17 protein-coding genes are annotated in these 20,297 nt (G+C 67.7%); 10 read left to right on the top strand and 7 right to left on the bottom strand.

Annotated features, from left to right (window positions below):
* Nucleotides 1-73: 73 nt before the first annotated feature.
* Nucleotides 74-607 carry a DUF2059 domain-containing protein gene (locus tag AC5P8U_RS12495; protein WP_005420757.1) on the bottom strand — a complete coding sequence of 178 codons (534 nt, stop codon included), beginning with the start codon at nt 605-607 and terminating at the stop codon, nt 74-76.
* Between the two features lie 133 nt (nt 608-740).
* Here AC5P8U_RS12495 and arfB point away from each other — a divergent pair, with 133 nt between their 5' ends.
* From arfB to dcp, 3 genes are all read left to right on the top strand, one after another.
* The gene (arfB, locus tag AC5P8U_RS12490) at nt 741-1,172 is read left to right on the top strand and encodes an alternative ribosome rescue aminoacyl-tRNA hydrolase ArfB (RefSeq protein WP_334272006.1); all 432 of its coding nucleotides are present in this window, start codon (nt 741-743) and stop codon (nt 1,170-1,172) included.
* 4 nt (nt 1,173-1,176) lie between these two features.
* Entirely contained in the window at nt 1,177-1,779 is a 603-nt protein-coding gene (locus AC5P8U_RS12485) for a lysophospholipid acyltransferase family protein (protein ID WP_049413619.1), read from the top strand.
* A 111-nt stretch (nt 1,780-1,890) separates the two neighbouring features.
* Complete coding sequence (gene dcp / locus AC5P8U_RS12480) at nt 1,891-4,047, top strand: peptidyl-dipeptidase Dcp (RefSeq protein WP_061480256.1); 2,157 nt, start codon at nt 1,891-1,893, stop codon at nt 4,045-4,047.
* Nucleotides 4,048-4,126: 79 nt separating this feature from the next.
* Here the strand turns inward: dcp and AC5P8U_RS12475 are convergent, their stop codons facing one another.
* Together AC5P8U_RS12475 and AC5P8U_RS12470 are read right to left on the bottom strand one after the other, a co-directional pair.
* The gene (locus tag AC5P8U_RS12475) at nt 4,127-4,573 is read right to left on the bottom strand and encodes a 3-dehydroquinate dehydratase (protein ID WP_004153636.1); all 447 of its coding nucleotides are present in this window, start codon (nt 4,571-4,573) and stop codon (nt 4,127-4,129) included.
* Between the two features lie 3 nt (nt 4,574-4,576).
* Complete coding sequence (locus AC5P8U_RS12470; protein WP_495214169.1) at nt 4,577-4,978, bottom strand: hypothetical protein; 402 nt, start codon at nt 4,976-4,978, stop codon at nt 4,577-4,579.
* A 304-nt stretch (nt 4,979-5,282) separates the two neighbouring features.
* On the opposite strand from AC5P8U_RS12470, the gene lepB reads away from it, so the two are divergent.
* Together lepB and AC5P8U_RS12460 are read left to right on the top strand one after the other, a co-directional pair.
* A complete protein-coding gene (gene lepB, locus AC5P8U_RS12465; protein WP_005420745.1) occupies nt 5,283-5,909 on the top strand; it encodes a signal peptidase I in 627 nt (208 codons plus the stop codon).
* A gap of 124 nt (nt 5,910-6,033) precedes the next feature.
* Nucleotides 6,034-7,290: an MFS transporter gene (locus AC5P8U_RS12460; RefSeq protein ID WP_495214168.1), complete on the top strand. Its 1,257-nt coding sequence runs from the start codon at nt 6,034-6,036 to the stop codon at nt 7,288-7,290.
* Nucleotides 7,291-7,384: 94 nt separating this feature from the next.
* Here the strand turns inward: AC5P8U_RS12460 and AC5P8U_RS12455 are convergent, their stop codons facing one another.
* Nucleotides 7,385-8,293, bottom strand: coding sequence for a LysR family transcriptional regulator (locus tag AC5P8U_RS12455; protein WP_151354945.1), 909 nt, complete (start codon nt 8,291-8,293; stop codon nt 7,385-7,387).
* A gap of 327 nt (nt 8,294-8,620) precedes the next feature.
* Entirely contained in the window at nt 8,621-9,589 is a 969-nt protein-coding gene (locus AC5P8U_RS12450) for a LysR family transcriptional regulator (protein ID WP_032954693.1), read from the bottom strand.
* Nucleotides 9,590-9,699: 110 nt separating this feature from the next.
* Here AC5P8U_RS12450 and aceB point away from each other — a divergent pair, with 110 nt between their 5' ends.
* The 4 genes from aceB (at nt 9,700) to AC5P8U_RS12430 (ending at nt 16,670) form a co-directional block, all read left to right on the top strand.
* Complete coding sequence (gene aceB / locus AC5P8U_RS12445; RefSeq protein ID WP_072167320.1) at nt 9,700-11,322, top strand: malate synthase A; 1,623 nt, start codon at nt 9,700-9,702, stop codon at nt 11,320-11,322.
* A 64-nt stretch (nt 11,323-11,386) separates the two neighbouring features.
* On the top strand, nt 11,387-12,688 hold the full coding sequence (gene aceA / locus AC5P8U_RS12440) for an isocitrate lyase (protein ID WP_111201766.1): 1,302 nt from the start codon (nt 11,387-11,389) through the stop codon (nt 12,686-12,688).
* A gap of 435 nt (nt 12,689-13,123) precedes the next feature.
* On the top strand, nt 13,124-14,164 hold the full coding sequence (locus AC5P8U_RS12435; RefSeq protein WP_061480263.1) for a GGDEF domain-containing protein: 1,041 nt from the start codon (nt 13,124-13,126) through the stop codon (nt 14,162-14,164).
* A 13-nt stretch (nt 14,165-14,177) separates the two neighbouring features.
* A complete protein-coding gene (locus tag AC5P8U_RS12430) occupies nt 14,178-16,670 on the top strand; it encodes a putative peptide modification system cyclase (RefSeq protein WP_242015892.1) in 2,493 nt (830 codons plus the stop codon).
* A gap of 7 nt (nt 16,671-16,677) precedes the next feature.
* Here the strand turns inward: AC5P8U_RS12430 and AC5P8U_RS12425 are convergent, their stop codons facing one another.
* Nucleotides 16,678-16,974 carry an NHLP-related RiPP peptide gene (locus AC5P8U_RS12425; RefSeq protein WP_072167317.1) on the bottom strand — a complete coding sequence of 99 codons (297 nt, stop codon included), beginning with the start codon at nt 16,972-16,974 and terminating at the stop codon, nt 16,678-16,680.
* 138 nt (nt 16,975-17,112) lie between these two features.
* On the opposite strand from AC5P8U_RS12425, the gene AC5P8U_RS12420 reads away from it, so the two are divergent.
* The gene (locus AC5P8U_RS12420) at nt 17,113-18,279 is read left to right on the top strand and encodes a putative peptide maturation dehydrogenase (RefSeq protein ID WP_065178401.1); all 1,167 of its coding nucleotides are present in this window, start codon (nt 17,113-17,115) and stop codon (nt 18,277-18,279) included.
* 19 nt (nt 18,280-18,298) lie between these two features.
* Here the strand turns inward: AC5P8U_RS12420 and AC5P8U_RS12415 are convergent, their stop codons facing one another.
* Nucleotides 18,299-20,281 carry an acetyl-CoA carboxylase biotin carboxylase subunit gene (locus tag AC5P8U_RS12415; RefSeq protein WP_088496133.1) on the bottom strand — a complete coding sequence of 661 codons (1,983 nt, stop codon included), beginning with the start codon at nt 20,279-20,281 and terminating at the stop codon, nt 18,299-18,301.
* Nucleotides 20,282-20,297: the final 16 nt, after the last annotated feature.

Genomic DNA, 20,297 nt, shown 5'->3' with positions numbered 1-20,297 from the left:
GTAGTGCCGGCCGCTGGCCGGCAGCTGCGTGATTCCAGGTGTACTGGGGAGCCGGCCAGCGGCCGGCACTACCTCATTCTCGTTTCTTTTCCGGCTCGTTGACGATCGCTTCCAGGTCTTTCTGCAGGTCCGCAAACAGCGGCTGCATGCGCGCCTGGATGGCCACCATCACGTTCTGCATCAGTGCCGGGGTCTTGTCCAGCAGGCTCTGGCCTGCCGCGCTCTCGTAGAACTCGGCCATCGCCAGCACGTCTTCCTTGCTGAACGTCTTCTTGTACAGGTCCACGTACATCGGCCGCAGCTGCTGCCACGACATGGCCTGGCGCAGGGTCTGGCTGGTCCGCGCCTGGATCCGCTTCAGCTGTTCCTGCTGCTGGGCGGTGAGCTGGCGCTGCGCGGCCACCTGCTGGAACTGCTGCTGCTGCATGGCTTCGATCTGCGGCACCATGGTGTCGATCATGCTCTGCGCGCGCGAGGCCGACAGCAGGCGGTTGATGTCGCCGTCGGTCGGCGGGGCGGCCAGTGCCGGGACGCTGGCCGTGGCCAGTGCCAGCAGCAGGGCGGCGCGGCGCAGCAGGGACGGCAGGGCGGGTGCGAAGCGGGTCATGCGGGCTTCCTGCGGTACATGGGACCGCCAGCATACCTGCAGCCCAGGCGAAGGCGGCGTGTTCGGCGCCTGATCGGCGGCATACGGGGCGCGATGGCGCACTCCACCACGTGGCTGCCGCTACAATGCGCGGATGGGCAGTGGACCGGTCACCATCAGCGCGCAGCTTGAAATCCCCGACGGCGAGATCGTCGAGCGGTTCGTGCGCGCCAGTGGCGCCGGCGGCCAGAACGTCAACAAGGTGTCCACTGCGGTGGAACTGCGTTTCGACGTGGCCAACTCGCCCTCGTTGCCCGAACTGTTGCGCGCGCGGCTGTTGGCGCGGCGTGACCGGCGCATGACCGGCGAAGGCGTGCTGGTCATCGACGCGCAACGTTTCCGCACCCAGGATCGCAATCGCGAGGATGCGCGCGAGCGGCTGGCGGCCTTCATCCAGGCCGGGCTGAGCGTGCCCAAACCGCGCAAGGCCACCAAGCCGACCCTCGGGTCGAAACTGCGTCGTCTGGACGCCAAACGCGGGCGCGCGCAGATCAAGCGCGGGCGCTCATCACGTGACTGGGAGTGATTGCTTGAACAACCCGACTTCGTTGCTGCCGGCCGTCCCGCCGCAGATGCCGCAGGTCAAACCCAACGCCTTCCTGCGCTGGCTGGCGCGCTGCACCCTGCGCATGGGGGGCTGGAAGGTGACCGGCACCCTGCCTGACATCCCCAGGCTGGTCTTCATCATCGCCCCGCATTCGTCCAACTGGGACGGGCTGTGGGGCATGGCGGCGAAGATCGCGCTCGGCATGAAGGTGAAGGTGCTGGGCAAGGCGTCGCTGTTCTGGTGGCCGCTGGGCCCGTTGCTGCACCGGCTGGGCGTGATTCCGCTCGATCGCAGCTCGCCACAGGGCACGGTGGGCCAGGCGGTGGACCTGCTGCGCAACAACGAGAAGATGTGGTTCGCCATCACCCCCGAGGGCACCCGCAAGGCGGTGAAGGACTGGAAGGCCGGCTTCCTGAAGATCGCCCGGATGGCCGACGTGCCGATCCTGACTGCGTATTTCCACTATCCGGAAAAGACCATCGGCATCGGTCCGTTGTTCACCCCGAGCGGCGACGATGTGGCCGACATGGCTGCCATCCGCGAGTTCTACCGGCCCTGGATCGGCAAGACCCGCGGCACGGTCTGAGCCGGCCGCAGGGCGCCGCATAGACGCCACGTCCGGCACATGCCGGGCGAGCGCGACAGGAGTAGGGTGGAGGACTGGTATCCATACCGTCTGCCCAAGGAGCGTTTTTACATGTCGCGTACCGTAGTCCTGGCCGCCGCCATCAGCCTGGCGCTGGCGGCCTGTTCCGGCAAGGAGTCCACCCCCGTGTCCGATGCCCAGAAGACCCCGGCCCAGCAGCCGGCCGAAGCCTCCACCAATCCGCTGCTGAGTGCCAGCACGCTGCCGTTCCAGGCCCCGCCGTTCGACAAGATCAAGGACAGCGACTACCTGCCGGCGTTCGAAGAAGGCATGCGCCAGCACCTGGCCGACGTGCGCAAGATCGCCGACAGCAGCGAGCCGGCCACCTTCGACAACACCATCGTGGCGATGGAGCGCAGCGGCGAGACCCTGACCCGCGTGTCGCGCATCTTCTTCGGCCTGGTCCAGGCCGACACCAACGATGCGCGCCAGAAGATCCAGGAAGAAGTGGCGCCGAAGCTGGCCGCGCACCAGGATGAGATCAACCTCGATCCGAAGCTGTTCGCGCGCGTGAAGTCGCTGTACGACCAGCGTGACACGCTGGAGCTGGATCCGGTGCAGAAGCGCCTGGTCGAACACTATTACGATGGCCTGGTGCGCGCCGGTGCGCAGCTGTCCGACGCTGACAAGGCGACCCTGCGCAAGCTCAACGTGGAAGAGACCACGCTCTCCACCCAGTTCCACACCCGCCTGGTGGCCGCGACCGCCGCTGCGGCTGTTGTCGTTGACGACAAGGCCAAGCTGGCCGGCCTGGACGAGGGCGCGATCAACAACGCTGCGGCCGCCGCCAAGGACCGCAAGCTGGATGGCAAATTCCTGCTGCCGCTGCAGAACACCACCCAGCAGCCGGTGCTCGGCTCGCTGAGCGATCGCGACCAGCGTGCCGCCGTGCTGAAGGCCTCTGAAACCCGCGCCGAGCGCGGTGATGCCAACGACACCCGGCAGACCGTGCAGCGCCTGGCCCAGCTGCGTGCGCAGAAGGCCAAGCTGCTCGGCTTTGACACCTTCGCCGACTACCAGCTGGGCGACCAGATGGCCAAGACTCCGGCGGCCGCGCTCAAGCTGCTGACCGACACCGTGCCGGCCGCCACCGCCAAGGCGCGCGCCGAGGCTGGTGAGATCCAGAAGGTCATCGACGCGCAGAAGGGCGGATTCCAGGTCGCCGCTTCGGACTGGGACTTCTACGCCGAGCAGGTGCGCAAGGCCAAGTACGATCTGGACGAGTCGCAGATCAAGCCGTACTTCGAACTGGACAACGTGCTGCAGAACGGCGTCTTCTACGCCGCCACCCAGCTGTACGGCATCACCTTCAAGCCGCGCACCGACATTCCGACCTACAACCCGGACATGAAGGTGTACGAAGTGTTCGACAAGGACGGCACCTCGCTGGCGCTGTTCTACACCGACTACTTCAAGCGTGACAGCAAGTCCGGTGGCGCCTGGATGGACGTGTTCGTCGAACAGGACGGTCTGACCGGTGCCAAGCCGGTGGTCTACAACGTCTGCAACTTCACCAAGCCGGCTGCCGGCCAGCCGGCGCTGATCAGCTTCGACGACGTCACCACGATGTTCCATGAGTTCGGCCATGCGCTGCACGGCATGTTCTCGAACGTGAAGTACCCGTCGATCGCCGGCACCGCCACCTCGCGTGACTTCGTCGAGTTCCCGTCGCAGTTCAACGAGCACTGGGCGCTGGACCCGAAGGTGTTCGCCAACTACGCCAAGCACTACAAGACCGGCGAGGCGATGCCGCAGGAACTGGTCGACAAGATTCTCAAGGCGCGCAGCTTCAACCAGGGCTATGCGACCACCGAATACCTGTCGGCCGCGCTGCTCGACCTGGCTTGGCACACGCAGAAGGCCGATGCGCCGCTGCAGGATGTCGGTGCCTTTGAAGCCAGCGCGCTGAAGAAGTTCAAGGTCGACCTGCCGCAGGTGCCGCCGCGTTACCGCACCACCTACTTCGACCACATCTGGGGTGGTGGTTACTCGGCCGGTTACTACGCCTACTTCTGGGCCGAAGTGCTGGACCATGACGCCTACCAGTGGTTCACCGAACACGGTGGCCTGACTGCGGCCAACGGCCAGGAGTTCCGCGACAAGATCCTCTCGCGCGGCAACAGCGTGGAGTTGTCGACCCTGTACCGCGATTTCCGCGGCAAGGACCCGTCGGTGGAACCGCTGCTGAAGTTCCGCGGGCTGAAATAAGAAAGCGAAAACGGCGGGGGCAACCCCGCCGTTTTTCTTTGTGTAGAGCCGAGCCCATGCTCGGCTCTACACAAGCGGATCACGTCCCCACGTGCACCCGGTTGGCCTGCTCGGCCAGGCCCAGGTGGTCGAGCGCGATATCCAGCGCCAGCACATAACTCTGCGCGCCATACCCAGCAGCAATGCCCAGGCGCTGGCCGACACCGGCCGGCAGGCACGGTTCGGCCACTGCGCCGTCGTCATGCACCTCTACGTACGCGTTGTGCAGATAGGGCAGCAGCCGCTGCAGGCGCAGACTGTTGGCACACGCACCCGGATCGAGCAGCGTCACCTCGCCACGGCTGTGGTCGGCCACGCGCAGCGCATCGAGTAGTTCCTGTTCCGAACCGCAGGCGCGGATCGCCACGCTGGTGCCGGCGTCGATCGCGCGATGCACCAGCGACTTCAGGACCGGTGCCGGCAGCGGCATCGCGGTGCGGATCAGGGCGCCGGCCGCTTCCGGGCCGCGGATGATGAAGATCGACATGACTCAGCTCTCCTGCGCCAGGCGGCGGCCGACAATGGCCAGCGACAACGGGTAACCGGCCTGCTGGCTGCGCTGGTCGACCACCACGGCGGCGGGGCCGTGGTGCAGGCGCAGGCGTGCATCCAGACCAGGTTCGCTGGGCGCCTGCAACTCGATGTACTGCGCCGGCAGCCGTTCCAGCGCCGCCTGCAGCGCGCCACCTTCGGCCTGCCATTGCGCCTCGTCGGCGGCACCGACATCCAGCAGTACCCAGTCGGCCGAGCGCGCCTGCGGCTGGCACAGGCATTGGCGTACCTCGGACAGGCTGGCGCAATCACTGCACAGCACGCGATGGCCGGCCAGCTGTGCCGGCAGTTGGGGACGCGGTGCCGACGAAGAGGCGTGGCGGATCACCAGGAGGGTCATACAACACCTTGCGGAATGCGCCGTGTGGCGCGGTGGGCACACGATGCGCGTGCTGCCCGTAAAGGTGCGATGCCCGCGGCCGGACCGGGGCGTAAAACCTGCGTAACCCTTCATGTAGAGCCGAGCCTACGCTCGGCTGCCGTTCCGTAGAGTCGAGCTTGCTCGACTGCTCTGCGCCTCAGCCGAGCAAGCTCGACGCTACAAGAACAAGCCGAGCATGGGCTCGGCTCTACAGGAGCGCGGCGCGGGAACCTCTTGCGCCCGGATGTGGTCTGATGCAGCCACCACCCAACCGGAGCCTGTCATGGATGCTGTTGCCCGTCCCCCCTTTTCCCAACGCGCCGTGGCCTGGCTGAAGAAGGAGGCATTGCCGCTGCTGGTGATGCTCGGCCTGCTCGCCGCCGCCCGCGATACCCTGGCCAACCATTACGTGGTGCCGAGTGGTTCGATGCAGCCGACCCTGCAGCCCGGCGACCGGGTGGTGGTGGACATGCGCGCCTACGGTCTGCGTCTGCCGTTCACCAACACGGAACTGATGGCGACCGGCACCCCGCAGCGTGGCGAGGTGGCGGTCTTCGACTCACCGGCCGACGGCACCCGCCTGATCAAGCGCGTGGCGGCGGTGGCCGGTGACCATGTGCAGATGCGCGAGGGCCATCTGAGCATCAACGGGCAGCCGCTGCAGATGGCCGACCTGCAGGACGTGGAAGCCTTCGGCGAGCGACGCGCCCGCCTTGATCTGGACATGGGCGGCGGTCCGGACATCGCCGACCTGGTGGTGCCGGCCGGCAAGGTGCTGGTGCTGGGTGACCACCGCGGCAACAGCTTCGATGGCCGCTTCTTCGGCTTCGTCGACGCCGACAAGCTCTACGGCCGCGCGGTGGCGGTGTACTACCGCCGGGGCGACGGCTTCGAGTGGCAGCGCCTGTAAGCTGAATTGATACTTCTCGTATATCAATCATGACCTATCAGGTTATGGATCGACTGGATAGACGGGCCTAGTCTGAGGCCCGTTCCCTCCCACGCTTGGCCGCCCCCACCGGCCCATCGATCCCATGACTGGCGAAACCGCGGCGGCCGTCGAACGCCGCCCCCCCACTGTCGACTCCAGCGCCGAGACCCGCATCCAGCAGGGCACACCGGCCTTCCGCCGCACCGCGCTGGCGTTGTTCCTGGCCGGCTTTTCCACCTTCGGCCTGCTGTACACGGTGCAGCCGCTGCTGCCCGAGTTCAGCCGCCATTTCGGCGTGTCCGCCGCCGGCAGCGCCATGTCGTTGTCGCTGACCACCGGCACCTTGGCCGTGGCGATGCTGCTGGCTGGTCTGCTGTCCGATGCGGTCGGCCGCCGCCCGTTGATGATCGTCGCGTTGCTGGCCTCGGCCATGCTGTCGCTGAGCTCGGCGCTGGTGGATGACTGGACCACGCTGCTGGTATTGCGCACGCTGCTCGGCCTGGCGCTGAGCGGCGTGCCGGCGGTGGCGATGACCTACCTGGTCGAGGAAATGGACAGCCGCGCGCTGGGCCTGGCGATGGGCCTGTACATCGGCGGCAATGCCATCGGTGGCATGAGCGGACGCCTGCTGGCCGGCATCATCGCCGACCACTGGGGCTGGCGCTGGGGTATCGGCGTGGTCTCGATCATCGCCATCGCCAGTACCGTGCTGTTGTGGCTGCAGCTGCCGCCGTCGCGCCACTTCCATCCCCGTCGTGACGGCCTGCGCCGGTTGCCGTCGCGCTGGCGCCTGCTGTTCGCCGACCCAGGCCTGCCGTGGCTGTTCGCCACCTCGTTCGTGCTGATGGGCGTGTTCGTCACCCTCTACAACTACCTGGGCTACCACCTGCTGGCGCCACCGTACCACCTCAGCCAGACCGTGGTCGGCCTGATCTTCAGCGTCTATCTGGTGGGCACCTTCAGTTCGGCGTGGATGGGCCAGCAGGCAACGCGCTACGGGCGCGGCCGCATCCTGTCGATCTCGTTCGCGTTGATCGGCGCCGGCATCGCACTGCTGGCAATGCCGTGGCTGAGTGCGATGGCACTGGGTATCGCGCTGGTCACGTTCGGCTTCTTCGGCGGCCACTCGGTGGCCAGCAGCTGGGTTGGCAGCCGCGCCGGTACGATGCGCGCCGAAGCCTCGGCGATGTACCTGTTCGCCTACTACCTGGGATCCAGCGTGCTGGGCGGGGTCGGTGGCCTGGCCTATGCGGCTTGGGACTGGCGGGGGGTATGCGTGTTCGCTGCGGTGCTGACCCTGATCGGTGGTGGCATCGTCTGGGCACTGCAGCAGCGCGCGCCGCAGCCGGTGACGGCGTGAACCAAACTGTACAGTAGTGCCGGCCGCTGGCCGGCATGCCGGCCCCTGTGGGGTTGCCGGCCAGCGGCCGGCACTACCCGGGTGGAGTGCACGCCTACCCCTCGGCGAACGCTCCGCGCAGCAGCGTGGCGAAATTGCGGATCAGCGGCGTTACCCGTTCGCGGTGCCAGGCCAGCTGCACTTCCGAATGCGCGCCAGCATCGGCCAGTGCCACGAAGCGCGATCCTTCCACGCGTATGTGATCGCATGACGACGGCAGGATCGCCGCACCCAGGCCCGCAGCGGCCAGGCTGATCAAGGTCGATGCTTCACCGGCTTCCTGCACGATGCGCGGCGTGAAGCCCGCCGCTGCGCACAACGCGATCATGTGGTCGTGGATGCCCGCGCCGGCGCTGCGGCGGAACGCTACGAACGGCTCCTGCGCGAAGTCGCGCAGCGACAGCGCGCCCTGCTTCGACAGCCTGCGCAGGGCAGGGTGGTCGGCGTGCACGATCAGCGCCAGCGGGTCGACGAACAGGCTGCGCGCCACCAGTTCCGGCGGCAGCGCGCGCTTGCGGATGATGCCCACGTCCAGTGAACCGTCGAGCAGCGCATCGATCTGCTGCAGCGTGTTCATCTCGCTCAGCTGCAGCCGCACCTGCGGATACTGCTGACGGTAGCGCAGGATCGAACGCGGAATCTGCGGTGACAGTGGCGTGGCACGAGTCAGACCGATATGCAGTTCACCCTGCTCACCACGCTGTGCACGCTGTACCTCGTCCACGGCCGTTTCCACCTGCTGCACGATGGCGCGTGCACGTTCCTGCAGCAGTTCGCCCGCAGGCGTCAGCTGCACGCGGCGATGGCTGCGCACGAACAGGCGCGCGCCAGTCAGTTCTTCCAGCTGGCGGATCTGCTGGCTGAGCGGCGGCTGTGACATGCCCAGCCGCTCCGCCGCCTGGCCGAAGTGCAGCGTATCGGCGACAGCGAGGAAGTAGCGCAGGTGACGGAGTTCGATGGACATACGTCCAGTTTATTCATCGTCAGCCGGAAATGGATCAGAGGCGGGGTCAGTGCCCGTTGCGCAGCAACGGGATCCGACCCCGTGCCGACCAACGGTCGGCACCCACCATGGGGAGCATTTCCCACAGTTCGCAGAAAACGGTCGAAGGCGGGGTGGGTCCGGTTGCGGGGGCGTGAGCGCCATGGATGGCGCGACCGAGCCTCCATGGACGGATTTACGGCGTTCCCCGTAACCGGACCCACCCCGCCATCCCACGGAAAGCCCGCTGTCGCCGTTGCTGTTGCTTCGGCCTCTGCAGGTGCAGGGCGCAGCCCTGCCGAACACCCCTCACCGCTCCGAATGCCCGCTCTGGTCGTAATCGCGCGGACTGAACAACTCCGGCTGGATCAGCTCGATGAACGCCCGCGCCTGCGCCGACAACGCCTTGCCCCGGCGCACGATCACCCCGTAGCTGCGCTCGGGGAACCAGCGCTTCATCGATCGCGCCGCCAGCCGCTCGTGGTCGGCCTCGTTCAGGCACAGCGCCGGCACGATGGAAATGCCCATGCCCATCGCCACGTACTGCTTGATTACTTCCCAGCCCCCCACCTCAAGCGCCACGGTGTAGGCGATGCGGTGGCGCTGGAACACCTGGTCCACCAGGCGGTAGGTGATCTGCCGCTTCGGCGGCAGCACCAGCGGATAGCGCGCGATGTCGGCCAGCTCCAGCTCGCCGCCCTTGGCCAGCGGATGATCGTGTGGTGCGATCAGCACCTGCTCGAAGCGGTAGGCCGGGGCGTAGGTCAGGTCGGCCGGCACATCGGTCATCGAACCTATCGCCAGGTCGGCGGCATCCTCGCGCAGCAGGTCGGTGCCGTCGGCGCTGATCGCGTTGTGCAGGGTCAGGCGCACGTCCGGGTGGTGCAGGCGAAAGCGTTCGACGATCTTCGGCAGCAGGTACAGGATGGTCGAGCTGTTGGCGGCAATGTTCAGCTCGCCCGCGTCCAGGCCGCGCACCTTGTCGCGGAAGCGCGCCTCCAGCCCGTCCAGGTTCTCCACCAGCGGCTGTGCCATCTCGTACAGCAGCTGGCCCTCGCGGCTGGGCACCAGGCGCCTCCCGCTGCGCTCGAACAATGGCACCCCCAGCTCCCGTTCCAACGCCTGCAACTGCAGGCTGATGGCCGGCTGGCTGACGAAAAGTGCCTCAGCCGCCCGTGAGACGGAGCCGAGGCGCACGGTCTGGCAGAACGCGCGCAGCGGCTTGAGCCGGTCGGATTTGTAGGAAAAACGAGGACTTGGCGGGGTGCGTGTGCTCATCGTGTAACGAGTATTAGCACAACTTATGTAAAACATTGCAAAAACTGTTTTGCCAAATACTGAGGCCGGGCGGCACCGTGGAGACGTTCCCCCACCGCTGGAGTCGCCCCATGTCCGCCGTCGCTTCCGCCGTTCCCACCCCCGCCACCAAGGCCACCCCCGGCATCGCCCTGGCGACCCGCGTGGCCGGCCAGGACACCGTGCTGCCGGCGCCGCTGCTGGCCCTGCTGGTGTCGCTGCACCGCGCGGTGGAACCGGGCCGGCAGGCGAGGCTGCAGGCCCGCCGTGAACGCCAGGCGTTCTTCGACCAGGGCGGCCTGCCGGACTTCCGTGAAGACACCACTGCGATCCGCAGCGGCGACTGGCGCGTTGCGCCGCTGCCGGCCGCGCTGCAGGACCGCCGCGTCGAGATCACCGGCCCGACCGACCCGAAGATGGTCATCAACGCGCTGAACTCCGGCGCCAAGGTGTTCATGGCCGACTTCGAGGATTCGACCTCGCCGACCTGGCGCAATCTGCTGGCCGGGCAGCAGTCGCTGGCTGCGGCGGTGCGCGGCGATCTGGAATACACCGCCGCCAATGGCAAGCACTACACGCTGCGCCCGTACGACGAACAGGCGGTGCTGATCGTTCGCCCGCGTGGCTGGCACCTGGACGAGAAGCACGTGCGCATCGACGGCCAGTTCCTCGCCGGTGGCCTGTTCGACGCAGCGGTGTTCGCCTTCCACAACGCCCGCACCCTGCAGGCGAAGGATCGTGGCCCGTACTTCTACCTGCCCAAGCTGCAGAGCATGGAAGAGGCGGCGCTGTGGGAGACCGCGCTCTCCCATATCGAGGGCATGCTCGGCCTGCCGCACGGCCAGATCAAGGTGACCGTGCTGATCGAAACGCTGCCGGCGGTGTTCGAGATGGACGAGATCCTGCACGCGCTGCGTGATCGCATCGTCGGCCTGAACTGCGGGCGCTGGGACTACATCTTCTCGTACCTGAAGACCTTCCGCCGCCACGCCGACCGCGTGCTGCCCGAACGTGGCCAGGTGACCATGACCCAGCCGTTCCTGAAGGCCTATTCGGAACTGCTGATCCAGACCTGCCACCGCCGCGGTGCGCATGCGATGGGCGGCATGGCCGCGCAGATTCCGATCAACAACGATGCCGCCGCCAACGAACAGGCCATGGCCCGCGTGCGCGCCGACAAGCTGCGTGAAGTCAGCGCCGGCCACGACGGCACCTGGGTCGCGCATCCGGCGCTGATTCCGGTGGCGATGGCGATCTTCGACGAACACATGCCCGGTGCGAACCAGCACAGCGTGCTGCGCCAGGACGTGCGCGTCGGCCGCGATGAACTGATCGCGCGGCCGCCGGGCACCATCACCCGTGCCGGCTTCGAAGGCAACGTGGAAGTCTGCGTGCGTTACCTGGCGGCGTGGCTGGATGGCAACGGCTGTGTGCCGATCCATCACCTGATGGAGGACGCGGCCACCGCCGAGATCAGCCGCAGCCAGTTGTGGCAGTGGCTGCATACGCCCGGCCAGCAGCTGGACGATGGCACCGCGATCGACCAGGCCCTGCTGGATTCCACCTTGGCGCAGCTGCCGGCACGGCTGGGCGATACCGCCGCGCTGCCTGGTGGCGCACGCATCAGCGAGGCCATCGCCCTGCTCGGCGAATTGAGCCGCAGCGACGAACTGACCGATTTCCTGACCCTGCCGGCCTACGCGCGCATCGACTGACTGCCGCCCGCGTCTGCCGCCGTTTCCCTCCCCGCCGCACGCACGAACCGAACTGGAGAAAGACATGAGCAAGCTGCCCACTGCCGAACAGATCCAGCACGACTGGGATACCCACCCGCGTTGGGAAGGCATCCAGCGCAACTACAGCGCTGCCGACGTGGTGCGCCTGCGCGGCACCGTCCACATCGAGCATTCGCTGGCCCGCCTGGGCGCCGAGAAGCTGTGGGCGTCACTGCACGAGCGCGAGTTCGTCAACGCGCTGGGTGCACTGACCGGCAATCAGGCCATGCAGCAGGTCAAGGCCGGCCTGAAGGCGATCTACCTGTCCGGTTGGCAGGTGGCGGCCGACGCCAACCTGGCCGGGCAGATGTATCCGGACCAGTCGCTGTACCCGGCTGATTCGGTGCCGGCGGTGGTCAAGCGCATCAACAACACGCTGCTGCGCGCCGACCAGCTGCATCACGCCGAAGGCAAGGATGACATCGACTTCCTGCAGCCGATCGTGGCCGATGCCGAGGCCGGCTTCGGCGGCGTGCTCAACGCCTTTGAACTGATGAAGGCGATGATCGAGGCCGGCGCCGCCGGCGTGCACTTCGAGGACCAGCTGGCCTCGGTGAAGAAGTGCGGGCACATGGGCGGCAAGGTGCTGGTGCCGACCCGCGAGGCGATCGAGAAGCTCAACGCCGCACGCCTGGCCGCCGACGTGATGGGCGTGCCGACCCTGCTGGTCGCGCGCACCGATGCCGAAGCTGCGGATCTGCTGACCAGTGACATCGACGGCAACGACAAGCCGTTCACCACCGGTGAGCGTACCGTCGAAGGCTTCTACAAGACCCGCAACGGCCTGGACCAGGCGATCAGCCGCGGCCTGGCCTATGCGCCCTACGCCGACCTGGTGTGGTGCGAGACCGGCAAGCCGGACCTGGAATTTGCACGGAAATTCGCCGAGGCGATCCATGCGAAGTTCCCCGGCAAGCTGCTGGCCTACAACTGCTCGCCCAGCTTCAACTGGAAGAAGAACCTGGACGACGCCACCATTGCCAAGTTCCAGCGCGAACTGGGCAGCTACGGCTACAAGTTCCAGTTCATCACCCTGGCAGGGTTCCATGCGTTGAACTACGGCATGTTCAATCTGGCCCACGGCTACGCACGCCGCCAGATGAGTGCGTTCGTGGAACTGCAGGAAGCCGAGTTCGAAGCGGCCGAGCGCGGTTTCACTGCGGTCAAGCACCAGCGTGAGGTCGGTACCGGCTATTTCGATGCGGTGACCCAGGCGATCCAGCAGGGCCAGTCGTCGACCACCGCGCTGACCGGCTCGACCGAGGAAGAGCAGTTCCACGGCGGGCGCAGCGAACGCGCGGCGTGATCCGGTGCGCGGCGTGATCCGGTAGTGCCGGCCGCTGGCCGGCAATCACGGGATGCTCCGGGCGCTGCGTGGCAGCCGGCCAGCGGCCGGCTCTACCGGGCCCTGGAAATCCGATCAGGGTGGCCAGGGAAGGGCCAGGCAACGCCGGCCGGTCGGGGGACCTGCCGGCGTTGTTGTATCGATGCAAGGGGCAGCCAGCGGGCAGCGTCAATCAGGCGCACCCCGGGTTCCGGCAACTTGGCCGAAACCCTGTGAAACCCGGCATCGAATTGATCCAGCAGGGGTTTTGCCCGGGCGCCCGTGACCAGAACGGGCCACCACCGATCTTCACATCAATCAAGATCGGCAGAGCGGTCAAAATGAGATAGGGCGCACACTTTAAAGCGGTGCTATGCTCCGCGGCTCACCAGGGGACGCTGGCGGCGGGTGCAGGGAATGACCGGCAGGGGTGCGGCCGAGAACAGTGATGTGACGACAGGTATCGCCCGGGTGGCGATGGCCGAGATCGTGCACGCGCTGTTGTCAGATGCCGAGGTGGCATTGTTTGCCAGATTCGCCCGCGCATGCAAGCTCCGTGCCGGACAGTGGCTGTTCCAGCGTGGTCACCGCGGCGAGCGCATGTATGTGATCCTCGAAGGCCAGATCGAACTGGACTTCGGCGAGGACCTGGTGATCAAGACACTCGGGCAGCATGAGTTCTTCGGAGAACTGGGCCTGCTGGTCGGCGACCACCTGCGCAGCGCGAGCGCGCGCGCGCTGGTCGACTGCGATGTGCTGGAACTGGGGCCGGCTGATTTCCACCGGCTGGTCGAATCCAATCCGGGCCTGGTGGCCTATTTCCTGCGCCGCACGATCATGCGCGTGCTGGCCAACGAACAGGCCTTGATCAGCCAGCTGCGCCGGCGCAACCACGATCTGGAAACCGCGCTGGACAACCTCTACATCACTACCCACCAGCTGACCCACACCCGCGAGCTGGTGCGTACCGATGAACTGACCGGCCTGCACAACCGCCGTGGCCTCACCCTGTACCTGCAGGAGTGCCGCGAGCGTGCCGAGGGGCCGCCACAGGCGCTGCTGCTGATCGACTGCGACCGCTTCAAGCAGATCAACGACCGCCACGGCCACCAGGCCGGCGACCGCGTGCTGCAGAGCATGGGCAACATCCTGCGCTCGATGGCTGGCGAGCAGGATCTGGCCTGCCGGCTTGGCGGCGATGAGTTCTGCCTGATGCTGCGCCGTGGCAACCGCGAGATCGTGCAGCACGCTGCCGAGTTCATCCTCAGCGCGGTGCACGGCCTGCTCGAGCGCAGTCACGGCACGCCGCATGTAAGCCTGGTCAGCATCGGAGCCAGCCTGCTGGATGCCGACGCGGGCTGGAGTGAGTGGTATGCCAGCGCCGATCGGGCGCTGTACCGGGCCAAGCGTGATGGCGGCAACTGCCTGCGCTGGGTGGATGATCCGGACGGCCAATAGGGAGATGCAGGCGATGAATGGCGACAACGGAACGTCAGCCCCGCATAGCCCACAGCTACGCGCCCTGCTGTTCACTGATCTGTGTGATTCGCTGCAGCTGGTCGAGCGGATCGGCGACGTGGCGGCGGCGAGCCTGTTCCAGGAACACGACCGCCTGGTGCTGGTGCTGCAGCACCGCTGGAATGGCCAGCTGATCGATCGTTCGGACGGCCTGTTCATGCTGTTCGAGCGCGCCATCGATGCCCTGGGCTTCGCCCTGGACTACCAGCGTGAACTGCATGCGCTGGGCCAGCAGCGTGCGATTGAACTGCGCGCGCGTGCTGGCCTGCATGTGGGCGACGTGCTGACCTGGGAAAACAGTGCCGAGGCAGTCCGCGCCGGCGCCAAGTCGATGGAAGTGGAAGGCCTGGCCAAGCCGATGGCGGCGCGCCTGATGATGCTGGCCCGGCCCGGCCAGATCCTGTTGTCGGCGGTAGCCGAATCGCTGACCCGCCGTGCCACCGATGCGTTGGGCGAGCGCGGCACGCGCCTGTTGTGGAAGTCGCACGGGCGCTGGCGCTTCAAGGGCGTGCCGGTGGTACAGGAAGTGATCGAAGTGGGCGAGATCGGCTCCGCACCGCTGCGCATGCCGCGTGCCAATGCCAAGGCCCGCCGCGACCTGCCGTTGTGGCGGCAGCCGCTGGTGCTGGCCGCCGAAGGCCTGGTGCTGGCGGTGGCGGTGCTGGGCGGCTGGCTGCTGCTGCGGCCGGAACCGGCGATCGCGTTCGCCGAGCGCGACTGGGTGGTGCTCGGTGATGTCGACAACCTCACCGGCGACCCGATCTTCGACGACTCGATGCGGCACGCGATCCGGATCGCGCTGGAGCAATCGCGCTACGTGAACGTGCTGTCGGAGGGCAAGATCCGCGAAAGCCTGGAAATGGCGCGGCTCTCGGGCGATACCCGGCTCAGCCGCGATACCGCGGCCAACGTGGCGGTGCGGGAAGGCGCGCGCGCCGTGCTGCTGCCGACGGTGCGGCAGAAGATCGGTGGCTACGAGCTGGCCATCGATGTCGCCGCACCCGGCAGCGGCCAGGTGATCCAGACGTTCACCGCCACCGTGGATCGATCCGACCAGATGGTGTTCGCGGTGGACGACGTGGTCGGGCGCCTGCGTCGCGGACTGGGCGAATCGGTGGCGAGCCTGGAACAGTCGTTGCCGCTGCCGCGGGCATCGACCCAGGATCTGCGCGCACTGCGTGCATTCGCACTGGCGGAAAGTGCACTGGGCCAGCGGCGCTTCGAGGAGGCGCGCAACCTGTACCAGGCGGCGATCGATATCGATCCCGGTTTCGCCCTGGCCTACATGGGCGTGGCCAAACTGCATGCGCGCGTCGAAGAAGGGCGGCGTGCACGCGAAGCCATGCAGCATGCGCTGGACCTGCAGGATCGGCTGCCGCCACGCGAGCGGCTGTATCTGAAGGCCTGGATGGCCGAGCTGGAGCCGGGTGGCTGGGCGCTGGAGCAATGGCGCACGCTGGCCAAGGTCTATCCGGATTCGTTCGCGGGGCTGTCCAACACCTCCTGGTACCTGCTGCAGGCCAACCAGTTCAGCGAGGCCGAACCCTATGCGCGTGCGGCCGCAGTACCGCAGGATCCGCTGCGGCTGTATCCGCTGGTCCATCTGGTGCGGATACAGATCGCTGCCAACCAACCGCAGCTCGCTGCCGAAACACTGGCCCAGGCGCAGGTCCTGCGCGGCCGTGATGACGCCGATGAGACCGGTGTGGATGTGCTGGTGGCCCAGGGGCAGTACGCCAAGGCAGCGAAGCTGTTACCGCAGATCCATGCCAGCGATGCCCTGCAGCAGCGGATGAAGCTGCGTGCGCAGTTGTTGCTGGCTGCTGCGCAGCGCGATTGCGCGGCCATGCAGCAGGCGATACGCGAAGATGCAGCGGCGCCGACGCTGATCGACCTGCAGGTGCAGCAGCGCCTGCAGCACGCCAGCGTGGCGGCGCTGTGCCCGAGCGCTGACCGTGCCGGGCTGCAGGCCATTGCGGCGCTGCTGCAGCCGATGCTGCAGGAGCGTGATGATCCCATGCTGCATGCCCGTGGCCTGCAATGGCTGGCACTGGTCCACCTGGCGCAGCGGCAGGGCCAGTTCGAACTGGCCAGGCGCTGGCTGGACGAGCAGCGGCCCCTGCTGCGCAGCCTGCGCAGTCCGGTCGCGGACCGCTGGCTGCGCATCGTCAGCGCCATGGACGAACTGCAGATGCAGCGGCCCGATGCAGCCCGCGCGCTGATCGAGCCGATGCTCGATGGCAGCGAGCCGGTGCAGGCACACGTCGTGCTGCTGCTCGCGCTGCGCGCACAGGGCAATGAAGCCGCGGTACGCCGCGAGCAGGCCTGGCTGTCCCAGCATCGCGGCCAGGCCATTGCCGAGGTCACCGCCATGCAGGTCTGGCAACCACTGAACGTGCATGACGTGTCCATGTGGGCATCGCCGGCCACGGCCGGCGCGCCCTGATGGCGGGTCAACCGTCGATGCGCTCGCCGACCTTGCCGGCTTCGAAGCAGAACACCACGGTCATGGCCGCCACCGACCCGGACAGGTGGGCCTGCAGCCCGTCACGCACCTGGCTCAGCTCTTCGACCGAGGCCAGGGTGCCGATCTTCATGCAGTCGTTCTCGCCAACGGCACCGTCCAGCCCGATCGAGGCCAGGGCCTTGGCCGGCGACGCGGTGAAGTGGCTGCGGAAGTCGTCGCTGCCGATCAGGTGGTCCAGCAGGAGGCTGGCGTCTGCGGCGGAAAGGCGGGGATGGGTGCTCATGGGGATCGTCCGTAAGTGGAGTTTCTCGTATCGGCCGCGACAGCCTGCCATTGAGGGCCGCGCTGTGCACATCGCTAAAGTTGGCCGCGCCGCGGTCGTTGCTGCTATGCCGGTTGTGCGGCAGAAGGAAGGAAACCGATGCGCCTGCGCCGCTGCGCCAGCCTGATGTTCGAGCCCCGCGAGGCGGTCACCCTGGACCTGCGCGCGATGCTGGCCGGCCACGCCGAGATGGACAGCCAGATCAGCTGGGTGGCGCTGGCCGCGCATCTGGACCAGCCGCTGCCGGTGGACGCCGAGGAGCGCCAGCTGCTGGGCGAGCTCAGCGCGCACCGCTGGAGCGAACCGCCCGCCGATGCCTCCCCGGCGATGCTGGCCCGCCTGGTCGAGCAGGGCCTGCTGCTGACCGACCCGCCGAGCGAGGTGGGGCACCAGCTGCGCGACGAGGCGCTGCGGCGCAGCCAGTGGTGGCCGCTGGCTGCACTGGCCCATCGCCATGCACGCTGGCAGGCCGTGGACAGCGTGGAGGACATGCGCCGGCAGGGGTTGGACACCGCTGCCGGCCTGCGCCAGCGCCTCGGGCCGCCACCGCCGGTGGTGCAGCCCATGCAGGGCGACTACCAGCCGCTGCCGCGCAGCGAAGAGGCCGCGTTCGACGCACTGCTGGCGCGCCGCACCACCTGCCGCAATTTCGACCCGCAGCGCGCGTTGCCGCTGCCGTTGCTGGCCCAGGTGCTGCAGCGCACGCTGATGGCGCACGCGGTGCAGAAGGTCGAGCGCGATACCGAGTTCCTGAAGAAGAACGTGCCTTCCGGTGGCGGCCTGCATCCCACCGAAGGCTTCCTGCTGGTGCAGAACGTGGAAGGACTGGCACCGGGCCTGTATCACTACCACCCGGTGCAGCACGCCGTGCTGCCGCTGCCCTCGCCACCGTCGCAGGCACTGCCGGCGCTGGCGCGGCGGATGCTGTCCGGACAGGCGTGGTTCGCCGATGCGCCGGCGCTGCTGGTGCTGGCGCCGCGCTATGACCGCTGCTTCTGGAAGTACCGCAACCACGCCAAGGCGCACCGTGCGGTGACGCTGGATGTCGGTCACATCTCGCAGCTGCTGTACCTGTGCGCGACCGAGCGCGGCCTGGCCGCCTTCGTCACCGCAGCCATCAACGATGCCGATGTCGATCGTGCCTTCGGCTTCGATGGCATCGGCCAGAGCGCGATGGCCATCTGCGGCCTGGGCTGGCGCAGTGCCACACTGGACACGGCCGAATTCGATCCCGCTGGTCGGGTGACGGCGGGCGACGACCGCTGAGCGACCGTCGCCCCGGCGTTCACGCCGCTTCGAAGTCCACCAGCACCGCGCCGTCGTTGACCTGGTCACCGGCCTTGGCGCGGTAGCCCTTCACCGTGCCGTCGGCCGGCGCCTGCAGGGTGTGCTCCATCTTCATCGCTTCCAACACCACCAGCGGCGTGCCGCGCTTGACCTCGGTACCGGCGGCGACCAGCGTGGCCACGATCTTCCCGGGCATCGGTGCCAGCAGGCTGCCGGCATCGGCCACGGCGTGGTCCGATTCGCTCACCGGATCATGCAGGGTGAAACGGTGCTGGCCGTCGGTGCCGAACAGGTACAGCTGGTCACCGTCGCGCAGCAGCTGCAGTGTCCAGCGGCGCCCGCCCAGCTGCACCGCCAGCCCCCGCACATCGGCGGTGCCGATCACCTGCACGGGTGCTGCGTCATCGCACTGCACGCGCCAGCCATCGGCCTGCGCCCACACCTTCAGCGTGTGCCGGCATTCGCCCTGCTGCAGCGGCAGCACGCGCGGCGCGGGCGCGCCAAGGCGCCAGCCGTCCTGCGCCTGCCACGGCGAATGCGGGTCGCGCGCGTCGCTGGCTGCACCTGCAGTAGTGGCCACGGCGGCCACCGCCGCCAGCAGCCACAGCGCATCATCGCTGTCACCCACCTGGCCCAATGCGGCCTGCTCGCGCTCGATCAGCGCGGTATCCAGCTTGGCGTGGGTAAACGAATCGGTGTTCACCAGGCGGCGCAGGAAACCGGCATTGGTGGTCACGCCCACCACCTGGCAGTCGGCCAGGGCCTGGCTCATGCGGCGCAGTGCGGCGTCGCGGCCCACGTCCCAGACGATCAGCTTGGCAATCATGGGATCGTAGTACGGCGTGATGCTGTCGCCTTCCTCGACACCGGTATCCACGCGCACATGAGTCGACGGCGCCGGCAGGCGCAGGCGGCGCAGGAGGCCGGTGGACGGCAGGAAACCACGGTCGGCGTCTTCGGCATACAGCCGCGCCTCGATGGCGTGGCCGTGGATCGCCAGCTGCTCCTGGCGCAGCGGCAGTGGCTGGCCCGAGGCTACGCGCAGCTGCCACTCCACCAGGTCGGTGCCGGTGATGTACTCGGTCACCGGGTGCTCGACCTGCAGGCGGGTGTTCATCTCCATGAAGTAGAAATCGCCGTCCGGGCCGGCGATGAACTCCACCGTTCCGGCGCCGACGTAGCCCACCGCGCGCGCGGCATCGACCGCGGCCTTGCCCATCGCCGCACGACGTTCGGGGCTCATGCCCGGGGCGGGCGCTTCTTCCAGCACCTTCTGGTGGCGGCGCTGCACCGAGCAATCGCGCTCGAACAGGTAGACCGCATCACCGTGGCTGTCGCCGAACACCTGGATCTCGATATGGCGCGGGCGCTCGACGTACTTCTCGACCAGCACATGGTCGTTGCCGAATGCCGAGGCGGCCTCGCGCTGGCAGCTGGCCAGTGCATCGACGAAGTCCTCGCTGCGTTCGACCTTGCGCATGCCCTTGCCACCGCCACCGGCGCTGGCCTTGATCAGTACCGGGTAGCCGATGGCATCGGCCTGCGCGCGCAGGAACGTCGGCTCCTGCTGGTCGCCGTGGTAGCCCGGCGTCAGTGGCACACCGGCCTTGGCCATCAACGCCTTGGCCGCGCTCTTGTCACCCATCGCGCGGATCGCGCTGGCCGGCGGCCCGATGAAGGTGACGCCGGCGGCGGCGCAGGCATCGGCGAAGTCGGCATTCTCGGACAGGAAGCCGTAACCGGGGTGGATCGCCTGCGCGCCGGTCAGGCGTGCGGCGTCGAGCAGGGCGTCGCCGCGCAGGTAGCTCTCACGCGCGGCGGCCGGGCCGATGTGGATGGCCTCGTCGGCCAGGCGTACGTGGCGTGCGTTGCGGTCGGCATCGGAATACACCGCCACGGTGGCGATGCCGAGGCGGCGGCAGGTGGCGATGACGCGGCAGGCGATTTCGCCGCGGTTGGCGATCAGGACTTTGGTGAACATGGCAACAGGCTCGGTC

It is taken from the genome of Stenotrophomonas sp. YJH_SMC_81 (assembly GCF_059370875.1).
This window is presented reverse-complemented; position numbering and strand designations above follow the sequence as displayed.